The organism is Maridesulfovibrio ferrireducens (assembly GCF_016342405.1).
Classification (GTDB): domain Bacteria; phylum Desulfobacterota; class Desulfovibrionia; order Desulfovibrionales; family Desulfovibrionaceae; genus Maridesulfovibrio; species Maridesulfovibrio ferrireducens_A.
Map to the genome: position 1 here is coordinate 73084 of NZ_JAEINN010000016.1, position 15819 is coordinate 88902.

Annotated in this window: 11 protein-coding genes; 6 read left to right on the forward strand and 5 right to left on the reverse strand. The window is 39.9% G+C overall.

The features are described from left to right. Positions 1-47 precede the first annotated feature (47 nt). The 6 genes from JEY82_RS16065 to JEY82_RS16090 are packed head-to-tail and all read left to right on the forward strand — an operon-like array spanning position 48 to position 5434. A complete protein-coding gene (locus JEY82_RS16065; protein ID WP_304087470.1) occupies positions 48-1211 on the forward strand; it encodes a glycosyltransferase in 1164 nt (387 codons plus the stop codon). A gap of 35 nt (positions 1212-1246) precedes the next feature. Next, entirely contained in the window at positions 1247-1831 is a 585-nt protein-coding gene (locus JEY82_RS16070; RefSeq protein WP_304087471.1) for an acyltransferase, read from the forward strand. 16 nt (positions 1832-1847) lie between these two features. Next, positions 1848-2588, forward strand: a complete 741-nt coding sequence (locus JEY82_RS16075; protein ID WP_304087473.1) for a hypothetical protein — start codon at positions 1848-1850, stop codon at positions 2586-2588. 55 nt (positions 2589-2643) lie between these two features. Beyond that, the gene (locus tag JEY82_RS16080) at positions 2644-3420 is read left to right on the forward strand and encodes a bifunctional 2-polyprenyl-6-hydroxyphenol methylase/3-demethylubiquinol 3-O-methyltransferase UbiG (RefSeq protein WP_304087475.1); all 777 of its coding nucleotides are present in this window, start codon (positions 2644-2646) and stop codon (positions 3418-3420) included. A 50-nt stretch (positions 3421-3470) separates the two neighbouring features. Next, positions 3471-4466 carry a Gfo/Idh/MocA family protein gene (locus JEY82_RS16085; RefSeq protein WP_304087477.1) on the forward strand — a complete coding sequence of 332 codons (996 nt, stop codon included), beginning with the start codon at positions 3471-3473 and terminating at the stop codon, positions 4464-4466. Beyond that, positions 4454-5434 (forward strand): NAD-dependent epimerase/dehydratase family protein, encoded by a 981-nt coding sequence (locus JEY82_RS16090; RefSeq protein ID WP_304087479.1) that lies wholly within the window; start codon positions 4454-4456, stop codon positions 5432-5434. The genes JEY82_RS16085 and JEY82_RS16090 overlap by 13 nt, the downstream gene beginning before the upstream one ends. Positions 5435-5665: 231 nt before the next feature. On the opposite strand, the gene JEY82_RS16095 is transcribed toward JEY82_RS16090, so the two are convergent. The 5 genes from JEY82_RS16095 to gspD all read right to left on the reverse strand — a co-directional run bounded on the left by JEY82_RS16095 (position 5666) and on the right by gspD (position 15730). After that, positions 5666-7732, reverse strand: coding sequence for an acyltransferase family protein (locus JEY82_RS16095; protein WP_304087481.1), 2067 nt, complete (start codon positions 7730-7732; stop codon positions 5666-5668). A gap of 117 nt (positions 7733-7849) precedes the next feature. Next, positions 7850-9934, reverse strand: coding sequence for a hypothetical protein (locus tag JEY82_RS16100; RefSeq protein ID WP_304087483.1), 2085 nt, complete (start codon positions 9932-9934; stop codon positions 7850-7852). 128 nt (positions 9935-10062) lie between these two features. Continuing rightward, positions 10063-12171, reverse strand: coding sequence for an STT3 domain-containing protein (locus tag JEY82_RS16105; RefSeq protein ID WP_304087485.1), 2109 nt, complete (start codon positions 12169-12171; stop codon positions 10063-10065). A 64-nt stretch (positions 12172-12235) separates the two neighbouring features. Then, a complete protein-coding gene (locus tag JEY82_RS16110) occupies positions 12236-13720 on the reverse strand; it encodes a GspE/PulE family protein (protein WP_304087488.1) in 1485 nt (494 codons plus the stop codon). 12 nt (positions 13721-13732) lie between these two features. Next, complete coding sequence (gspD, locus tag JEY82_RS16115; protein ID WP_304087490.1) at positions 13733-15730, reverse strand: type II secretion system secretin GspD; 1998 nt, start codon at positions 15728-15730, stop codon at positions 13733-13735. Positions 15731-15819 lie beyond the last annotated feature (89 nt).

The window sequence follows — 15819 nt, forward strand, 5'->3', positions numbered from 1 at the left end:
TTTATTAAAAAGCGGCACTTAATTAGATTGCAAAGGATTAAGCTACAATGATTGATAAAAAATATGATATCGGAATCATAGGTAATATTTGTTCTGTAGATCTCAACACTGCTGAATCTTTAGCTCACCTTGGATTAAAAACTATCGTCTTTGATACAACAAATGCGACCAAAAAAAATCAGGTAATTGATAACTTTCACAAGAAAGAAGATATACTTTACGATGTATACCGTCCCACTGGAAGTTTAGATTTTTTCCGCATGGCTTGTTTATGCCACGTAATTTTCAGTTACACTGGAGCAATACTTGGGCCTTTAAAAAAAATTTATCCTTTAAAATTTCTCCCTCAATTCCCGCCAATCATTAACATTTCTACTGGATCTGATATAGCTGAATTTCTTGACGAAAAAAGCATTAAATCATTTTTATTCCGCTTACATCTCAACACATCACCTCTTAACTGGATGGTCGAGTATCCGCATGCTCTTAAAAACATCCAAAAATACAAAATAAAAAATGTACACTTCATGCCTTTCCCGGCCTTCCGGCTTCCTGAAAATAAATTGCCTCTCCCACAAAATCAGGACAAAATAATTTTCTTGCACCCTTCGCATTTAGACTGGCAAGCTTCTGATAACACTAAAGGAAGAACTTCCACCAAGGGCAACGATAGATTCCTCAAAGCGTTTATACGTGCCGTAAAAAATGGATTAAGGGCTGAATGTGTTATCATAGATAGAGGATCTGATAGATTACTTGCCAGAGAACTTATTGAGAAATCTGGAGTTAAGGACCATTTTATATGGAAAAAAGATCTCACGCGTGATGATTTTTTCATTGAAATCAAAAAATGCCACGTTGTTGTTGATCAATTTGATTGCGGTGGCCTTGGAGGAATTGCAGTTGAAGCAATGGCTTCGGGCCGTCCTGTCATGACATACATTGAAACCAATTGTTCTCGTCTTCAATACGGATTAGACACTCCACCAATTATAAATTGCTGGTCCGAAGATGAAATTTATACTCAAATCATGAATTGTGTAAGCCTACCCTTTGTAAAAGACAAAGCTGAAGAATCTTACCTTTGGGTCAACAGACAACACAGAGTAGATATAGTTTTTGAGAAAGTTTTGTTTTATGTTTCTTTGCTTACAGGAAAAACAATTAAAGACTATGGGTGGTTAAAAACCGCTTATTCTCAACGCACATAATTTCGTTATAGTTATCTACTATTAAGAGGTAAAATATGGGCTATATACATCCAACCGCAGATATTGATTCAACGGCAACTCTCGGCGACAAAACTTATATATGGCAAAATGTTCAAGTCCGAGCACAAGCCATCGTTGGATCAGATTGCATCATAGGCAAGGGAGCATTTATTGACTTCGGGGCAGTAGTTGGTAACAAAGTAAAAATTCAAAATTATTCCAATATCTTCAGAGGAGTTACCCTTGAAGATGGTGTCTTTATTGGCCCCTCTGTCTCCTTTACTAATGATATGTTTCCAAGAGCAGTAAACAAAGATGGATCCTTAATGGATATCAGCGATTGGAAATGCTATAAAACATTAGTGAAAACAGGTGCAGGAATAGGCGCAGGTTCCATCATTGTATGCAACAATACAATTGGAAAATGGGCGATTATTGGAGCAGGAAGCGTTGTAACTCGTGACGTTCCTGATTATGGACTAGTTTACGGAAACCCAGCACGTCTTAAAGGTTACGTCTGTCCTTGCGGCAATAAATTTTCCATTGGACCAACTGATGAACTAAACGTCAAATTAACTTGTAAGTTTTGTGACAAATCCATCATAATAAATAAAAAATAAAACGTACAGGAATCAAATGTTTACTCACAGTGATTATATAAATTTTTTGAATACTATTAGCAAAACAACTAAGACTCACCTTTTTAAAAATTTTACATGGAATGTTCCAGGATTGATACTTCGACACGACGTAGACATTTCCATAGACTATTGTTTACGATTAGTTGAAAAGGAATATGATTTAGGTATTGTTTCTACTAATTTTATAATGGTAACATCTCCACTTTATAACCCACTTGCCTTAAATAATACTCGATCTTTGCAAAAGATTGTAGAGTTAGGAAGTGAAGTAGCTCTACATTTTGACCCGACTTGCTACCCGGGAGCGAGTAATGAAGAATTACTTGCTTGCGTTGTAAAGGAAGCAGCAGTTCTTGAAAATATTATTGACCAAAAAATTTGCTCAATAAGTCTACATTGCCCATCAATACATGGTCAATTTCCTGTTTTTAAAAACTATATAAATGCCTATGACCCCTCTTTTTTTTCAGATGAAAACTATATCTCAGACTCCTGCATGTCTTTCCGAGGCAAAGACCCATTAGAATGGCTTCATCTATCAAAAACCAAACCTGTTCAAATGCTGCTGCACCCATTACATTATCAAACTGAATCGCCCAATTACCAATCTATTTTTGAAAACTTTATTAACCAACGTAATGTCGTACTTAACGACCTGTTTACACTTAGTCCTGCGTTTGTTCGCGACATAGGAAAATTTCCTTTATTTAATATTAATACTATAAAGAAGAGTTAACTGGCGCACTATTTCAACAAAACCAGATTACTACTTAAAAAAACATTGAGGACTTATGAGTCAAAGCAACTACACAGATAATAGCATTAATACCAATAGCTCCGCCCTCGAACATCGAGCAAATTTGAACAACAAATTAGCTCAACACAACTTAGAGGAGTGGATCTTTTCTCATTGCGCATATCAAAAAGGAATACGAGTTCTTGACATCGGTTGCGGAAGAGGAAAACAGTCCTTGCACCTTGCTGCCTTGCTGGAAGGTGACGTACAAATTACAGCTCTCGATGCTTCAAACGAATCTTTAAAAATTGTTGAAGAAAACGCCCAGCAACTTAACTACAAAAAAATCATTACAAAACAAATGAATTTTAATGATTTTGATATATCAGACGAAGAACCTTATAACTTGATAATGTCTGCGTATGCTATTTATTACGCCAATGATCTTGTAAATTTTATTTGTGAACTAAAAAAGAAACTAGCCGTTGGAGGCGAAATATTTATTTGCGGTTTTGGAGCTGGAACAAATCGAGAAGTCTCCACTATTTCAAGCAAATACACTTCCCACAATATGGCTGCTCATATTGAAGATTTTATTTCCTCTGAACAACTTACTCTTCTAAAAGAAGAATTCAGTTACTGTGAACTTGTTAGACTTCATAATGAAATTTCTTTTCAAGACTTACAGACGTTTCTTGACTGGTGGAGAAATCATGGTTCATACATCAAAGAAATAGATGCAAAGGTTGCTTCCGAAGTTCAGGAAATTTTTAAAAATGAAGAATCTTTTATTGTTAGCAAAGAAGTTTTAGGACTTAAATTATCAAAATAATTTCTATAAACAATATCAATTAAACCTTACATCCTTATAGGAACTAAAATATGAAAGTTGCAGTAATCGGAACTGGCTCTATGGGACAAAACCATGTCCGTCTTTATTCAGATATATCTGGTTGTGAACTCGTTGGAATTGCGGATCAAAATGCCAAACAAACCTCACGCTTAACCTCATTATACGGCGGAAGAGCATACTCAGACTATAAAGAACTTATAGAAAAAGAAAAACCTGACGCTGTTACAATAGCGCTACCTACATTCTTGCACAAACAAGTAACTATGGATTGTTTAGATGCAGGAATCCATGTTTTAGTTGAAAAACCTATCGCTAAAACAGTAGAAGAAGCGCGAGAAATGATTGATAAAGCTAAACAAGTAGGGAAAACACTTCAAGTTGGTCATATTGAAAGATTTAACCCAGCTATCCAGCAACTTAAAGAACGCATTGCCGATGGACAGCTAGGAAATATTTTCACAATTCATTCCCGCAGACAATCTCCATACCCGGGAAGAATTACCGATGTTGGGGTTGCAAGTGACCTTGCTACGCATGAACTCGATATGATGCGTAATTTATCTCAGTCTGAAGTCACTACCATGACGGCTGAAGTTTCAAAGGTTATGAACACTGATAATGAAGATATTGTTTTTGGACTCCTTCGTTTCAATAACGGAATACTTGGTATTTTAGATGTAAACTGGGTAACTCCTACAAAAGTACGTAAAGTAGCAGTCACAGGTGAAAATGGTATGTTCACTGTTGACTACCTTAACCAGACTCTTTCTTTCCATTCAAATTATGCAGCAGAGCAAAATGAAACTAAAAATGAATGGTTTACTACTAAATTTGGTGTATCTGAAGGAGATTACACTAGTTTTAGAGTTGAAAAAAAGGAACCGTTACGTGTTGAAATAGAAGCATTCCTAGAATGTTGCAAAAAAGGCGAAACTCCTCTTGTTACAGGAGAAGACGGCCTTGAAGCTCTCACTCTCGCTCTTAAAATTATTGAATGCGGTGACAATTGCAAATGCAAAAGGTAATTACAGTGCGCCCATCAATCAAAGGAAACACAATTTTGGTCACAGGTGGTGCCGGATTCATTGGCAGTCACCTCGTTGACCGATTACTTGATATGGAAGCAAAAGAGGTTATCATAATTGATAACCTCTTTCTTGGAAGTGAAGAAAATTTAGCGGATGCAATTTCTCGTGGGGCAATTCTTTACAAAGATGATGCAGAATTTGCGACCTCACTCGAATATATTTTTGAGCGTCATGACATTGATATAGTTTTCAACTGCGCTACAAAAGCTCTAAATTATTCTTTCATGAATCCATCAAATTCGTTTGAGACAAATACCAAAGTAGTTCTTAATTTACTTGAACTTCAACGCAAAAAAGCATTCTCTACTCTCTGCCATTTCTCAACGTCTGAAGTTTATGGAACGGCTGTATATGAACCGATGGACGAAGATCATCCTCGCAATCCAACGACTCTTTACGCAGCGGGTAAAGCTGCTGCGGATTTAGCTGTTGAAACATACGTTAGAATGTATGATCTGGATGCATTCATTATCCGCCCATTCAACAACTACGGACCACGTCAGAATTTCAAGGGGGAAATGGCCGGCGTTATCCCTATTACAGCTTTTCGCGTCCTTAATGACCTACCGCTTGAAATCCACGGAACAGGTTCTCAGAGTCGCGATTTCATCTACGTGCATGACACAGTAGATGCGATTGTTAATGTTTATGATAAACTTCCCAAGGGTGAGTCTGTAAACATTTCAACTCACAATCAGGTGAGTATTAAAGAAGTAATTGAAACAATCGCGCATGAAATGGAATACAAGGGCGAAATTCTGCGTAAACCTGCTAGAAACTCTGATGTTTTTTGCCATAATGCAAGTAATGACAAATTAAACTCATTAATAGAATTTAATTTAACTCCATTTTCAGAAGGGCTTAAAAAAAGTATTCATTGGTATATTGCAGCTATTAAAAACTGAGAAGAGTCACAAAAAGATTCCCGTTGCTACGACGCTTTGTCGGAAACATAAAATAAGCAACGTAAGTTTTTATAACTGGCGTGCAAAAAATGGAGGTATAAATGCGTTTCTGATGGCACGCGTGGAAGAATTTAAACAAAATTTTGAATGAGCCCATCAGCTTGGCGTAATCTTAAAAATAACCTTCTCGATAGCTGTTTTTATATTAAGTCGCGACTTTTTGCTAAACGATTACTCAGAAGACTTGCAATCGATATCATCTTTATCCTGAGATAATAAAGGATTGCCATACTTTTCAATCCATTTTTTAGCCAAATACCTTGCTCCGACATAATTAAGATGATTTGTATCACCATACAAAAGTATCCCATCCACAACAGAAGAACAATTACCCGCTGCATTCTCGGGACAAATTAAGAGCTTTGGATCAATAACAACCATAGTAGGATAATCTTTTTTTAACGAATCAATGACGTCGTCTTCAATCTTATGGTTATTCTTTACAGTCTGTACCGCAACGCTCGTTTTTAAGTCAGTTTTGAACACTGCATTTTTTAAGACATTTAATCCGGGAGCACCTTGTAAGAAAGGGACATCCTTAAAGATAACTGGGATCTTTCCATTTTCAACTATAAAAGAAACACTATCACGAAGCCCACGGGCGAAGTTCTTTTCATTTACTTCTATAATATCGCCAGACAATACTTCATCTTTATATTTCATTATCTCTGGGTTTATTTTGTCGCCATAAATTCTAGAATAATAAAACCCCGCCACAAAGACATACTCCAAGTCAGGGTCAGTTATTAACTGGCTCCAATACTCATTCATAGCTGTCTTATCTTTACGTAACACCCTTTCTTTATGTGAATTCCTGTCATAATAAATAATATTTCTTAAATATGGAGTGCTATCTCGCGTGACCTGTATTCCCTTTATCCCCGCTTGAGCACAAAGGACTTCGATAAATGGACGAAGCCGCGTTGCATGTGAATCTCCAATTAGAATTGCCTTAATCCCCCCGGAGAGTTCGTCGCCCCACAAAGTATCCTCATTGACTATATGCTCATTGGAAGGAGAATTTTTCCCATACTGACCGACTAAAAGAGATTTATCATCTGGTCCTGAAGTTCTTAGCAAAGCCTGAACCGAGTCTGAAAATCTAGAAGGAAAACCATTTCCGAACAGTATAATTATATAAAATAAAAAACTCACAACTGCTGGAATAATAAAAAGACGAACAAACAAAACTCTAAAACTGGTTTTACTCTTTCGAAATGGGACCTCAATAAACTTATACGACAGTATAGACAGCAAAAAGCTCAATGCAATTGCAACCCACCTATTTTCTTCTATCGAACATCCAGTATAAGCTAAAAACGCAAAAAATGGCCAATGCCACAGATATAAAGAATAAGAAAGCTTACCCACCCAAACCATAGGACCGAAGGTCAACAAAGATGTTGCAAAATTGCCATTCCCAGCTTTAGGCAACACGATCAAAGCAGCCCCCAAACATGGCCACAAAGCATTTATCCCTGGATAAGGAATATTTTCTTTATATAAAACAGATGGAACAATTATCAGAGTAAGGCCCACCAAAGTAGCCAGAATCGGCCAGATTTTACTCAACTTTCCAGGAAAAACAATTGGAACGCGAAAACTGATAGCAATAGCGCCCCCAAGAAACAGCTCAAAAGCTCTTGCAGGTATCATATAAAAAGCGAACTCGGGAAAACGAACGAGATATTGGGAGACAGCTAACAGAAGGATAGTGAGCAAAAATAAAATTATTTTATGAAATCTAGCATGGATGAATCTGTAGGCTACGTACAAAACTGAGGGCCAAATAAAATAGAACTGTTCTTCAACAGACAAAGACCATGTATGGGTAAGCGGAAATTCCTTTACATAACCACGCCAATACCCACCAAAAAACTTCCAGAAAAAATAATTTGACCACGAGGTAATAGAAGCAAACTGAGCTTCAGCAAATTCCTTGAGATTATCAGGAAATAAAAAGAAGAAACTCGTGACAGAAACAACCAAAAGCATACACAGGAGAGCAGGAAGAATTCTTTTGATCCTTCGCAAATAAAAATTTTTAAAACTAAAACAATTATTATCAATTTCATTTATTATTATCGAAGAAATAAGATATCCGGAAATAACAAAAAAAACATCAACTCCTATAAATCCCCCCTCAAATATAGAAAATTTTGCATGCGATAAGACTACCAATAGAACGGCAACAGCTCTTAACCCATCAATATCTTTTCTGTAAGGGAGTGAACTCATAATTTATAAGACGGGATTCGGGATTGAGTGGAATTGTAATATGGCACGACAATAAAGGAGAGCCGACACAAGGTCGACTCTCCATAATAACCAAAAACTAAAACTTAATTAAAAGTCTTATTTTTTGAAACGGCTACGAACGATAGCAACCATAGGAGCTAGCATCAGCAACAACCATTCCATACCAAATCCAGCAGCTGGGTTGAATACACAACCGGAAGAAGAGCTGCTGTCAGAAGTGGAAACGGAACCAAGTACGATTGGATCGAGAATCGCAAGCTTAGTACCCTTTGCGGAATCGTAAGTTCCATCATCTTTGATGACGTAGTTTACGAAGTAAGGGGTTCCTCCGCCAAGGTTTGTGCCCTGACCAACATAACCGTCACCAACCTGGGTAGAAATCCACCATGAACCTTCGGTAGAAGGAGTTGCTTTAGATGCGTAGTTGAAAGAGTGACTGCTCTTGCTTCCATCAGCCATAAGCTTGTAGAGACGCAAGTTGTTTACGTTGTCACCAATTCCGGTCAAACCGAACTGAATTGTGAGAATCGCAGATTCACTGTTTCTCTGAGTTCCAGCAACTGTTGCGTTAAATCCTTTTACTTCAGTGATAGGAACGAAAGAAGAAGGAAGTCCTGTCCAAGCAGCGTTAAGCTGTGTTTTGGAGTAAGCAGTTGCGTTGTTTGAGTAATAAGCTACGGCACCAGGAACAGTAACCTGCCATGCCATGGAAGCATTGTGCTGGTAAGCTGAATTGCCTGAAAGAGCAGCAGCGCCTACAACAGCAGGTTTAGGAATAAGAAATGCAAGGCCAGCGCCAGTTTCAACAGTTCCGTTATAAGGAGTGTAGATACCTACGCAGTATGAACCATCAGCAGCTTTCTTACCAATGAAGCTACCTTTGATGATATTTTTGCTATCAGTTCCATCAAGGATAGTCATGTTAGACTGTCCAGAAGCAAATACTTTGGAACCACCCTGTAGAGAGATGGTATCACCAGCAAGAGAGAGTTCAAAGCCATTAACTGTGGGGCTAGCGACAGTTCCAGGAAGAACATTAATGCGACCATCTACAACATATGAAGAGTCGACCGCAATGTTCATAAGACCTGCAGTTGCGTTACCAGCAACCTTAGTGTTCGCAGCGTATGATTTGTTGTTACCAGCAAAAACAAGGAAGAAGGAGTGATCAGCAACGTAGCTTGAAGGAATTGTTGTTGCAGATTTAGTCATAACAACAAAAGCTCTGTCGCCTTCACTTGCATCATACATGTAACCTGTGATCAGGTTATTATCTTTATTAACGGTTGCGTTCTGAATAAGGTAAGCATCGCCGTTACGAAGACTTAAATAAGAAGATGTTTTTTCGATGGTGAAAGCAACTGGAGCAGTTGTTGTAGCAACAGCATCAATAGTTACAGCTGAAAGTTCTGCACTAGCAGTTGTTGCTGCTGAATCACCAAATGTAACTGTACCAAGAGCATAACCAGGAGTAGCTGTTGTTGCTTCTACACCGTATGCATAAACAGACCAAGTTGAACTGTAGATATCAGCAACTTTAGCGTTTACAGTAGTCTTAGCATCAAAGGTACCAGGCTCGTACATCATAACAAGGGAGTTACCAAACTGTTTTCCGTTTTGAACGCCAGCTGTTCCCTTTACTGTTGCGTTTGTAAAACCAACCATCAATTTTGCACCAGAAGTAGGAACTAAATTAAGAGTGGAGTTGGTAGCATTGTTGCTGCCAGTAAGAGCATTAGTTCCAAGCTGGTATGTACCATTTGTAAAGTATGTTTTTGGAACGGCATTCCAGTTAGACCAGATTACATCTGTACCTTTAGCTCTGAGGCGCAAGAAGGTCCAGTCAGAAAGGGCTGAGACAGAAGAGTTAAAAGAAGAAACAGAAGACTGAAGCGCACCAGCACTGATACCGGTTGCGTTTACAAGTGCGCCTGTAGCAGTACTATTAAAGTATGTAAAAGCAGAAGTAGAAAGTTTGCTTGTTCCAACTTTAATAGTTCTATTAGAGGAAAATCCTGTAATTACGAAACTTGGCTCAGCATAACCAGTAGAGAGCAAGATGCCGTTACCCAAAGCACCGGAAAGACCAGCAGGGGTATTAGCAGGAACAATGTAAGCAGCGAATGCGCTGGAAGCCACCAGCATAAGCGCTACTGTAAAAAGGCTAATGATTTTTTTCATTAAAAAAATCTCCTCATATTAAAATTACAAAAAACCGAAGACTGAAATGCCAATCATTTCAACCTCTTGGTCAAAATCAAATTAAACATTACTCTAAAGACTCTTAAATTTCAAGCTTATTTTGATTTTTATAACACTTCATAAACTCTGACATTTGGGAAATCATCATAAACAATTTTAAAATATTCTGAAATCTGCGGTGAAGCCGGGTCTTCAATAAGAAGCTTGACCAGCATTGAGCGCCGTAAGAAATCATCTACCAACATCCCCTGATTGACAGTCCTGCTATAAAGCATCTCTGGCCCGATGTTGTTAGCGAATTTATTAAAAGTTGAACCGTTCTTGTTTAAAACCGCATACCCTGAGAGTTTCACAGACCCTTCGTTTTTTATATTCAAGACTCCAGACCCCGGCTCTAAAGTAAACGGATTCCTGATAGCAATACAATTCGGATGTACCCCCCCACCATCAATAATGTTCCACGAGCCATAATATAATATCCAATACGCAAGTCTTAAATTTTCCCATGTTAAAACAATATATTGCTTTGAACCAGTCTTAGACTTATATTTTATTGCTCCAAAAGACTGGAGCATCTTCTGAACGTCTTTAGCCTTCATCTTATCCCACACAGAAGCGGGATTATTACCATTGTCTGCGCTAAAGCGCATCAACTGACTCGATTGCATAGAATACGGAGTGGTATAAGCGAAAGCCAAAGGAAATAGAAGCGAGCCTCCATGACGACTACCGTCGGCAAAAGAATGTTTGCCTGTATAATATGAAGCTGCGTATCCCCAATCCCACCAAGTCCAGACGGTACTACCTTCAGGCATAACCTTCCCGGACTCAATCAAAGCCACTGCATGTGAATTACCCATAATAGGGGTAGGCGGAGTCTGCAGATACATTGCACCGACATTTGAAAAAAGAACGGCAGAAAGCAACAGAACCTGCAATGCGCCCATTGCCATCTTAACTTTTGAAACAGCAAATTTCTCAATAAGCATATTTATAAGATAACTTATCCCAACTCCGATGGCTATTCCGCCGAACATTGAAAACCTGCCACCCATATAAACCGCGGCAAAAGTTACCACAGCAAAAGGCAGCAAAAACAAGCTGGAAGTAACTCTAAACAACATAATCGAGAATGAGATTATCCCGAGCCACCCCAATAAATTACTGCCAGTCAAATTAGTTAAAAGGTCATTGATACTTATGTTCTGAGCTTCGATAACGCTTTGGGCAATTCCAGGATAAACAGGACCCGATACACTTGTAGAAATATCCGCAGCAGGCTTCATGTAAGAAGCAATTTTCCCTGAAATTCCCACAATAAAATCCAGTCCAACACCACTCAAAAATATAATCGCCAAGAAAGCTGCCAAATAACAATATTCATTATTATACATTTTATGGTTTCTAATAACTGGAAGCCTGAACAAAGCAACGAGCAAAAGAATTGCCGCAAATCCGACCCAGCCAGCAAAAGCAACTAGGCAGAAAAAGACAATTCCGCGCATCAATTCAGCACGCGTATCTCTAGTTCCACAAACCATAGCAAGGGCGACTGCAACAAAAACTGTCGCTATTCCGAAAGTTTGCATATCGCCATGCCATAGGTTGCCATATGACGTTAACGCTCCTGCCACAACAGGAAGACAATAATCAAAAAATGTTGGATTAAACTCTATTTTACTGTTTTTTATTGGAACCCAGGACCCTCTAATCCCCAGACTGACCCAGCGAGCCAGCAAAACTGAAATCAGAAGCGGAAACAGTAGAGTGACTACATCGGTGTCGTAATATGCAAGTCTAGTTCTAAAAAAATACGCCGGAATAGAAGTCGCATAGACAGCTCCAGCCAAACCAACCCAAGGCCCTGCAACGAGCATTCCCCACGCAAAGGCGGCTATTGCGCAAAACCCCGCAAATACAGCCGGAAGCCAGAAAGCAATATTTCCGTATTGAGCGCCTGTCACGCTTCCAAGAAAACGAATCAACCCGGACATGGGATTTCCTAAGGCACTTCCGACACCTTTTGCCCCGGCAAGCCAGTAATAAGCATCATGTGTACCCATGATATATTCGCCGTTGACCATAAAATTTGGATTATCCCACTTAGGCAGATCCAAACATCTCAGCCCGAATGCAAAAGCGAAGGCTATCATCGAAAAAAGTAAAAATACTTTCCAATCATTCATCCACGCGGGTTTTTTAAAATCCTGCCTCATGATGAGTTTCACTCCAATATAGTTATATCTTAGATAAAAAAATCAGACGAGTATAATGAGTCAGCTACAGCTTTGTAACCCTGACAACTTCTTCAAGGGTCGTAACCCCTTCGCGAACAAGACGAATTCCGTGATCTACCATAGTTTCGCGCCCCTGTTCTTTGGCGTAAGCTTTTATGCGGTCGGCAGAAACTACATCCATGATCAACCCGCGCATATCTTCTGTCACCGGGATAAGCTCATAAACGCCTTTTCGTCCCTTAAAGCCTGTGAAATTGCAATGTTCGCAACCGGCTCCAGCGGTTTGAGTCGTAGGCAGATCTTCCATGCCGTCAAAAAGCTTAATGGTATGTTCAGAAACAGAAATTGATTTAGAGCAATGAGGACAATTGACCCTGACAAGTCTCTGCCCAAGCACCAGCGAAAGTGATGATGCAAGTAGAAACGGTTCAATCCCCATATCAAGCATTCTGGTTACGGCAGTAGCTGCGTCATTTGTATGCAAGGTGGAAAGAACTAGATGACCTGTAAGCGCCGCTTGAACAGCAGTACTGGCGGTCTCTTGATCTCGAATTTCACCGACCAGAATGATGTCCGGGTCCTGCCTGAGAAATGAACGAATTGTAGTGGCAAAAGTCATGCCCGCGGCCTTATTGACCTGAACCTGATTTATGCCTGAAAGTTGATATTCGACCGGATCTTCAACGGTGACGATATTCTTATCCTCACGTGGAAGTTCACTTAATCCCGCATAGAGACTAGTCGTTTTACCGGAACCGGTCGGCCCGGTGACAAGAACAATACCGTGCGGCTGAGCAAGTACTTTTCGGAAAAGTTCAAGATCTTTCCCTTTGAGACCGAGATCTTCAAGATTAAGAATATTCTTTGAACGGTCAAGAATACGGAGAACGGCCTTCTCTCCACTCATTGTAGGTATTGTGGAAACACGGACATCAACTTCTTTCTGCCCGAGCTTAATAAAAATTCTACCATCCTGCGGCTTGCGACTTTCAGCAACATCCATCTCGCCCATAACTTTAATACGAGCTATAATAGTCGGTTGTAGCCCTCTATCTAGACGCTTAACAGCTTTAAGAACTCCATCTTGCCGATAGCGAACTACAAAACCGTTACCTTGCCCTTCAAAGTGAATATCACTTGCACCGGATATAATTGCCTGATGCATTGTTTTATTCACAAGACGAACAATCGGAGCATCATCATGAGACCAGCCGAGGAGATCTTCTCCGTCTTCCCCCGCTCCGCCTTCTTCCGATTCAGATTCTATGGAGCTTTCCTCTTCCCACTCTGTCAGAGCCTGCTCGAGCAAGGGAAAGAATTGATCTTCATCTACAACTTCCGTGACAACTTTTTTCCCAAACTTCCACGCAAGAAAATCAGCCATGGGCAAAGAGCTTTCATTCTGGAGCAACACTTTGATTTCGCGCTCCCCAACCTCCACGGGAATAAATTCACTACGCTGAGGAAAAGTCAAAAAGAGATCCACTACTTCACGCGGAACCTTGCTAAGATCATATGAGATGCTCAATTTACGGACCTACTAACCATCTGACTGGGTTGAAGATGCTTCAGGTTCAGCTTTCGGTACATCATTATTTTTATAGGTGTTGAATTCTTTTTCAATAAAACCATCAAACCGCTTTCTTTGAGTACGATATTTATCCATTTTTGCCTGACTGATAGCTTCAAGCTGCTCAGTTGTCCTAATTATTCGAGCAGAAAGGAAAACCATTAAAGTTTGCTTTTTGCCGCTTCTACTCTGAGTCTTAAAAAGCCAGCCGAGCAATGGTAAATCGGAAAGGTATGGAACAGCGCTTTGTCCCCTGTTCTGATCGGATTGAATTAAACCACCGATAACCATAATAGATCCATCAGCCAAAATAACAGTTGTCTTGGTGGTTCGGTCATTTGTAACAGGCAAGGCGGTCGCGGCTGATGCTGCCGACACGGTATTGTATGTCTGATAAACCTCAAGCTTCACCAAGCCGTCTTCACGATTGATGTGAGGTTTAACCTTAAGCTTTATACCTACATCTTTATAAGAGTAAGTATTCACAATAGATCCCCCCGTAGTAGTACTCTCGCCAGTTTTAAAAGGCCTGTTCTCACCTATGAAAACTTCTGCTTCGGAGTTATCGAGGGTCATAATCTGAGGAGCTGAAATAAGATTAAAATCGGAGGAAGCTTTAGTGAAATTAACCAAAGCGCCAATCGAGGGATAACTTTGCCCTCCATATGAAATAATATCCCCTAAAATACCCATGGAAAACCCACCGGGCATATTACTGGGGTTTGCGGCATAACCAGGCATATTACTGTCTTTTGTCTTCGTATATCCGAAGGTAGAAACGCCGCCGCCGACCTTGACGGCTCCTTGCCATTCCACACCGAAGTCTTTTGAATTACTCAACGTGGTTTCCAAAACAAGAGCTTCAATATAAACCTGATCCTGAGCCTGATCCAACTGCTCCACAAATTTATCAATTTGAGGAATCTGACCAGCATCAGCCATCACAATTAAAGTATTTGTAGATTCATCAGCGGAAACCTGAACCCCGCCATCAGCGTTAGCCCCAGCAGAGGATGATTTTACAGGCGCTTTTGCAGATCCAGCCCCCCCTGAAGTGGAACCTTCTGCAGTTGGGATACTTCCACCTGTAATAAGGCTTTTAAGAACATCTCCAGCAACAATGGCTTCTATATTATGCAACCGATAAACTTTAAGTTTAGAATATGATTCACTAACCTTATCAAGTTTAGAAATAAGACTTCGTATCGTGGTTAATTGATCTTCACTTCCAGAAACAAGGATACTGTTCGCCCATTCAATAGGTTCAATTACAGGCGAAGCCCCGGCTTTTCCAACAGCAGAAAGTTTTTTATAAAAAGAGTCCAGTTTAGAGGCTACGGCTTTTGCATTTGTTTTTTGCAAGTCAAAAAGGACTGTGGACTGTCCAGCTCCTACCTTGCGAACAATTCCTAGCAACTTGCGCATCTTATCAATATTTGACTGTAAATCACGAATAAGCACTGCGTCAGCCATCGGAACTGCGGTAACCTGTCCAATCTGTGAAGCAAAAGGCCGCAAAAGGGCCGTAACCTTATCGGGAGACATTTTACCTTCAAGCTGAAAGACTGAAGTAACAATCTCTTCCCCTGAGCCACCTGAAGAATCAGACTTAATATCAGGTGAGATCAACTTGGCATCTCGGGCCGGCAATATATAGGTTACATTGTCCCGCGTGACGGCATAAAATCCGGCACCTGAAAGAACTTGCTGAAAAACAGCCATAAGTTCAGGCTCTGTCAGAGACTGGCCTGCGTAAATACTTACATGAGTCCCGGGCAAGGCGCCTTTATTAAAAACAATATTCCGACCAGTATAGCGCCCGACAAACTTGATAAATTCAACAAGCGAAATACTTTCCAAATTAGCATGAACGGCGTCTCCTCCTTCCGGTTGAGCAAAAGCTCCAGAAGAAAGAAGCGTAAGGGATATAGTCAGTGCAATAAGCATTTTGTACAATAATTTAAGCATATTCAGCTTCACAATCTCCACCGAATGAAATTCGGAAAGAACAATTTTCTTAAAAAGAAGTTTCGGATATAAATCCAAAACCCCAAAAC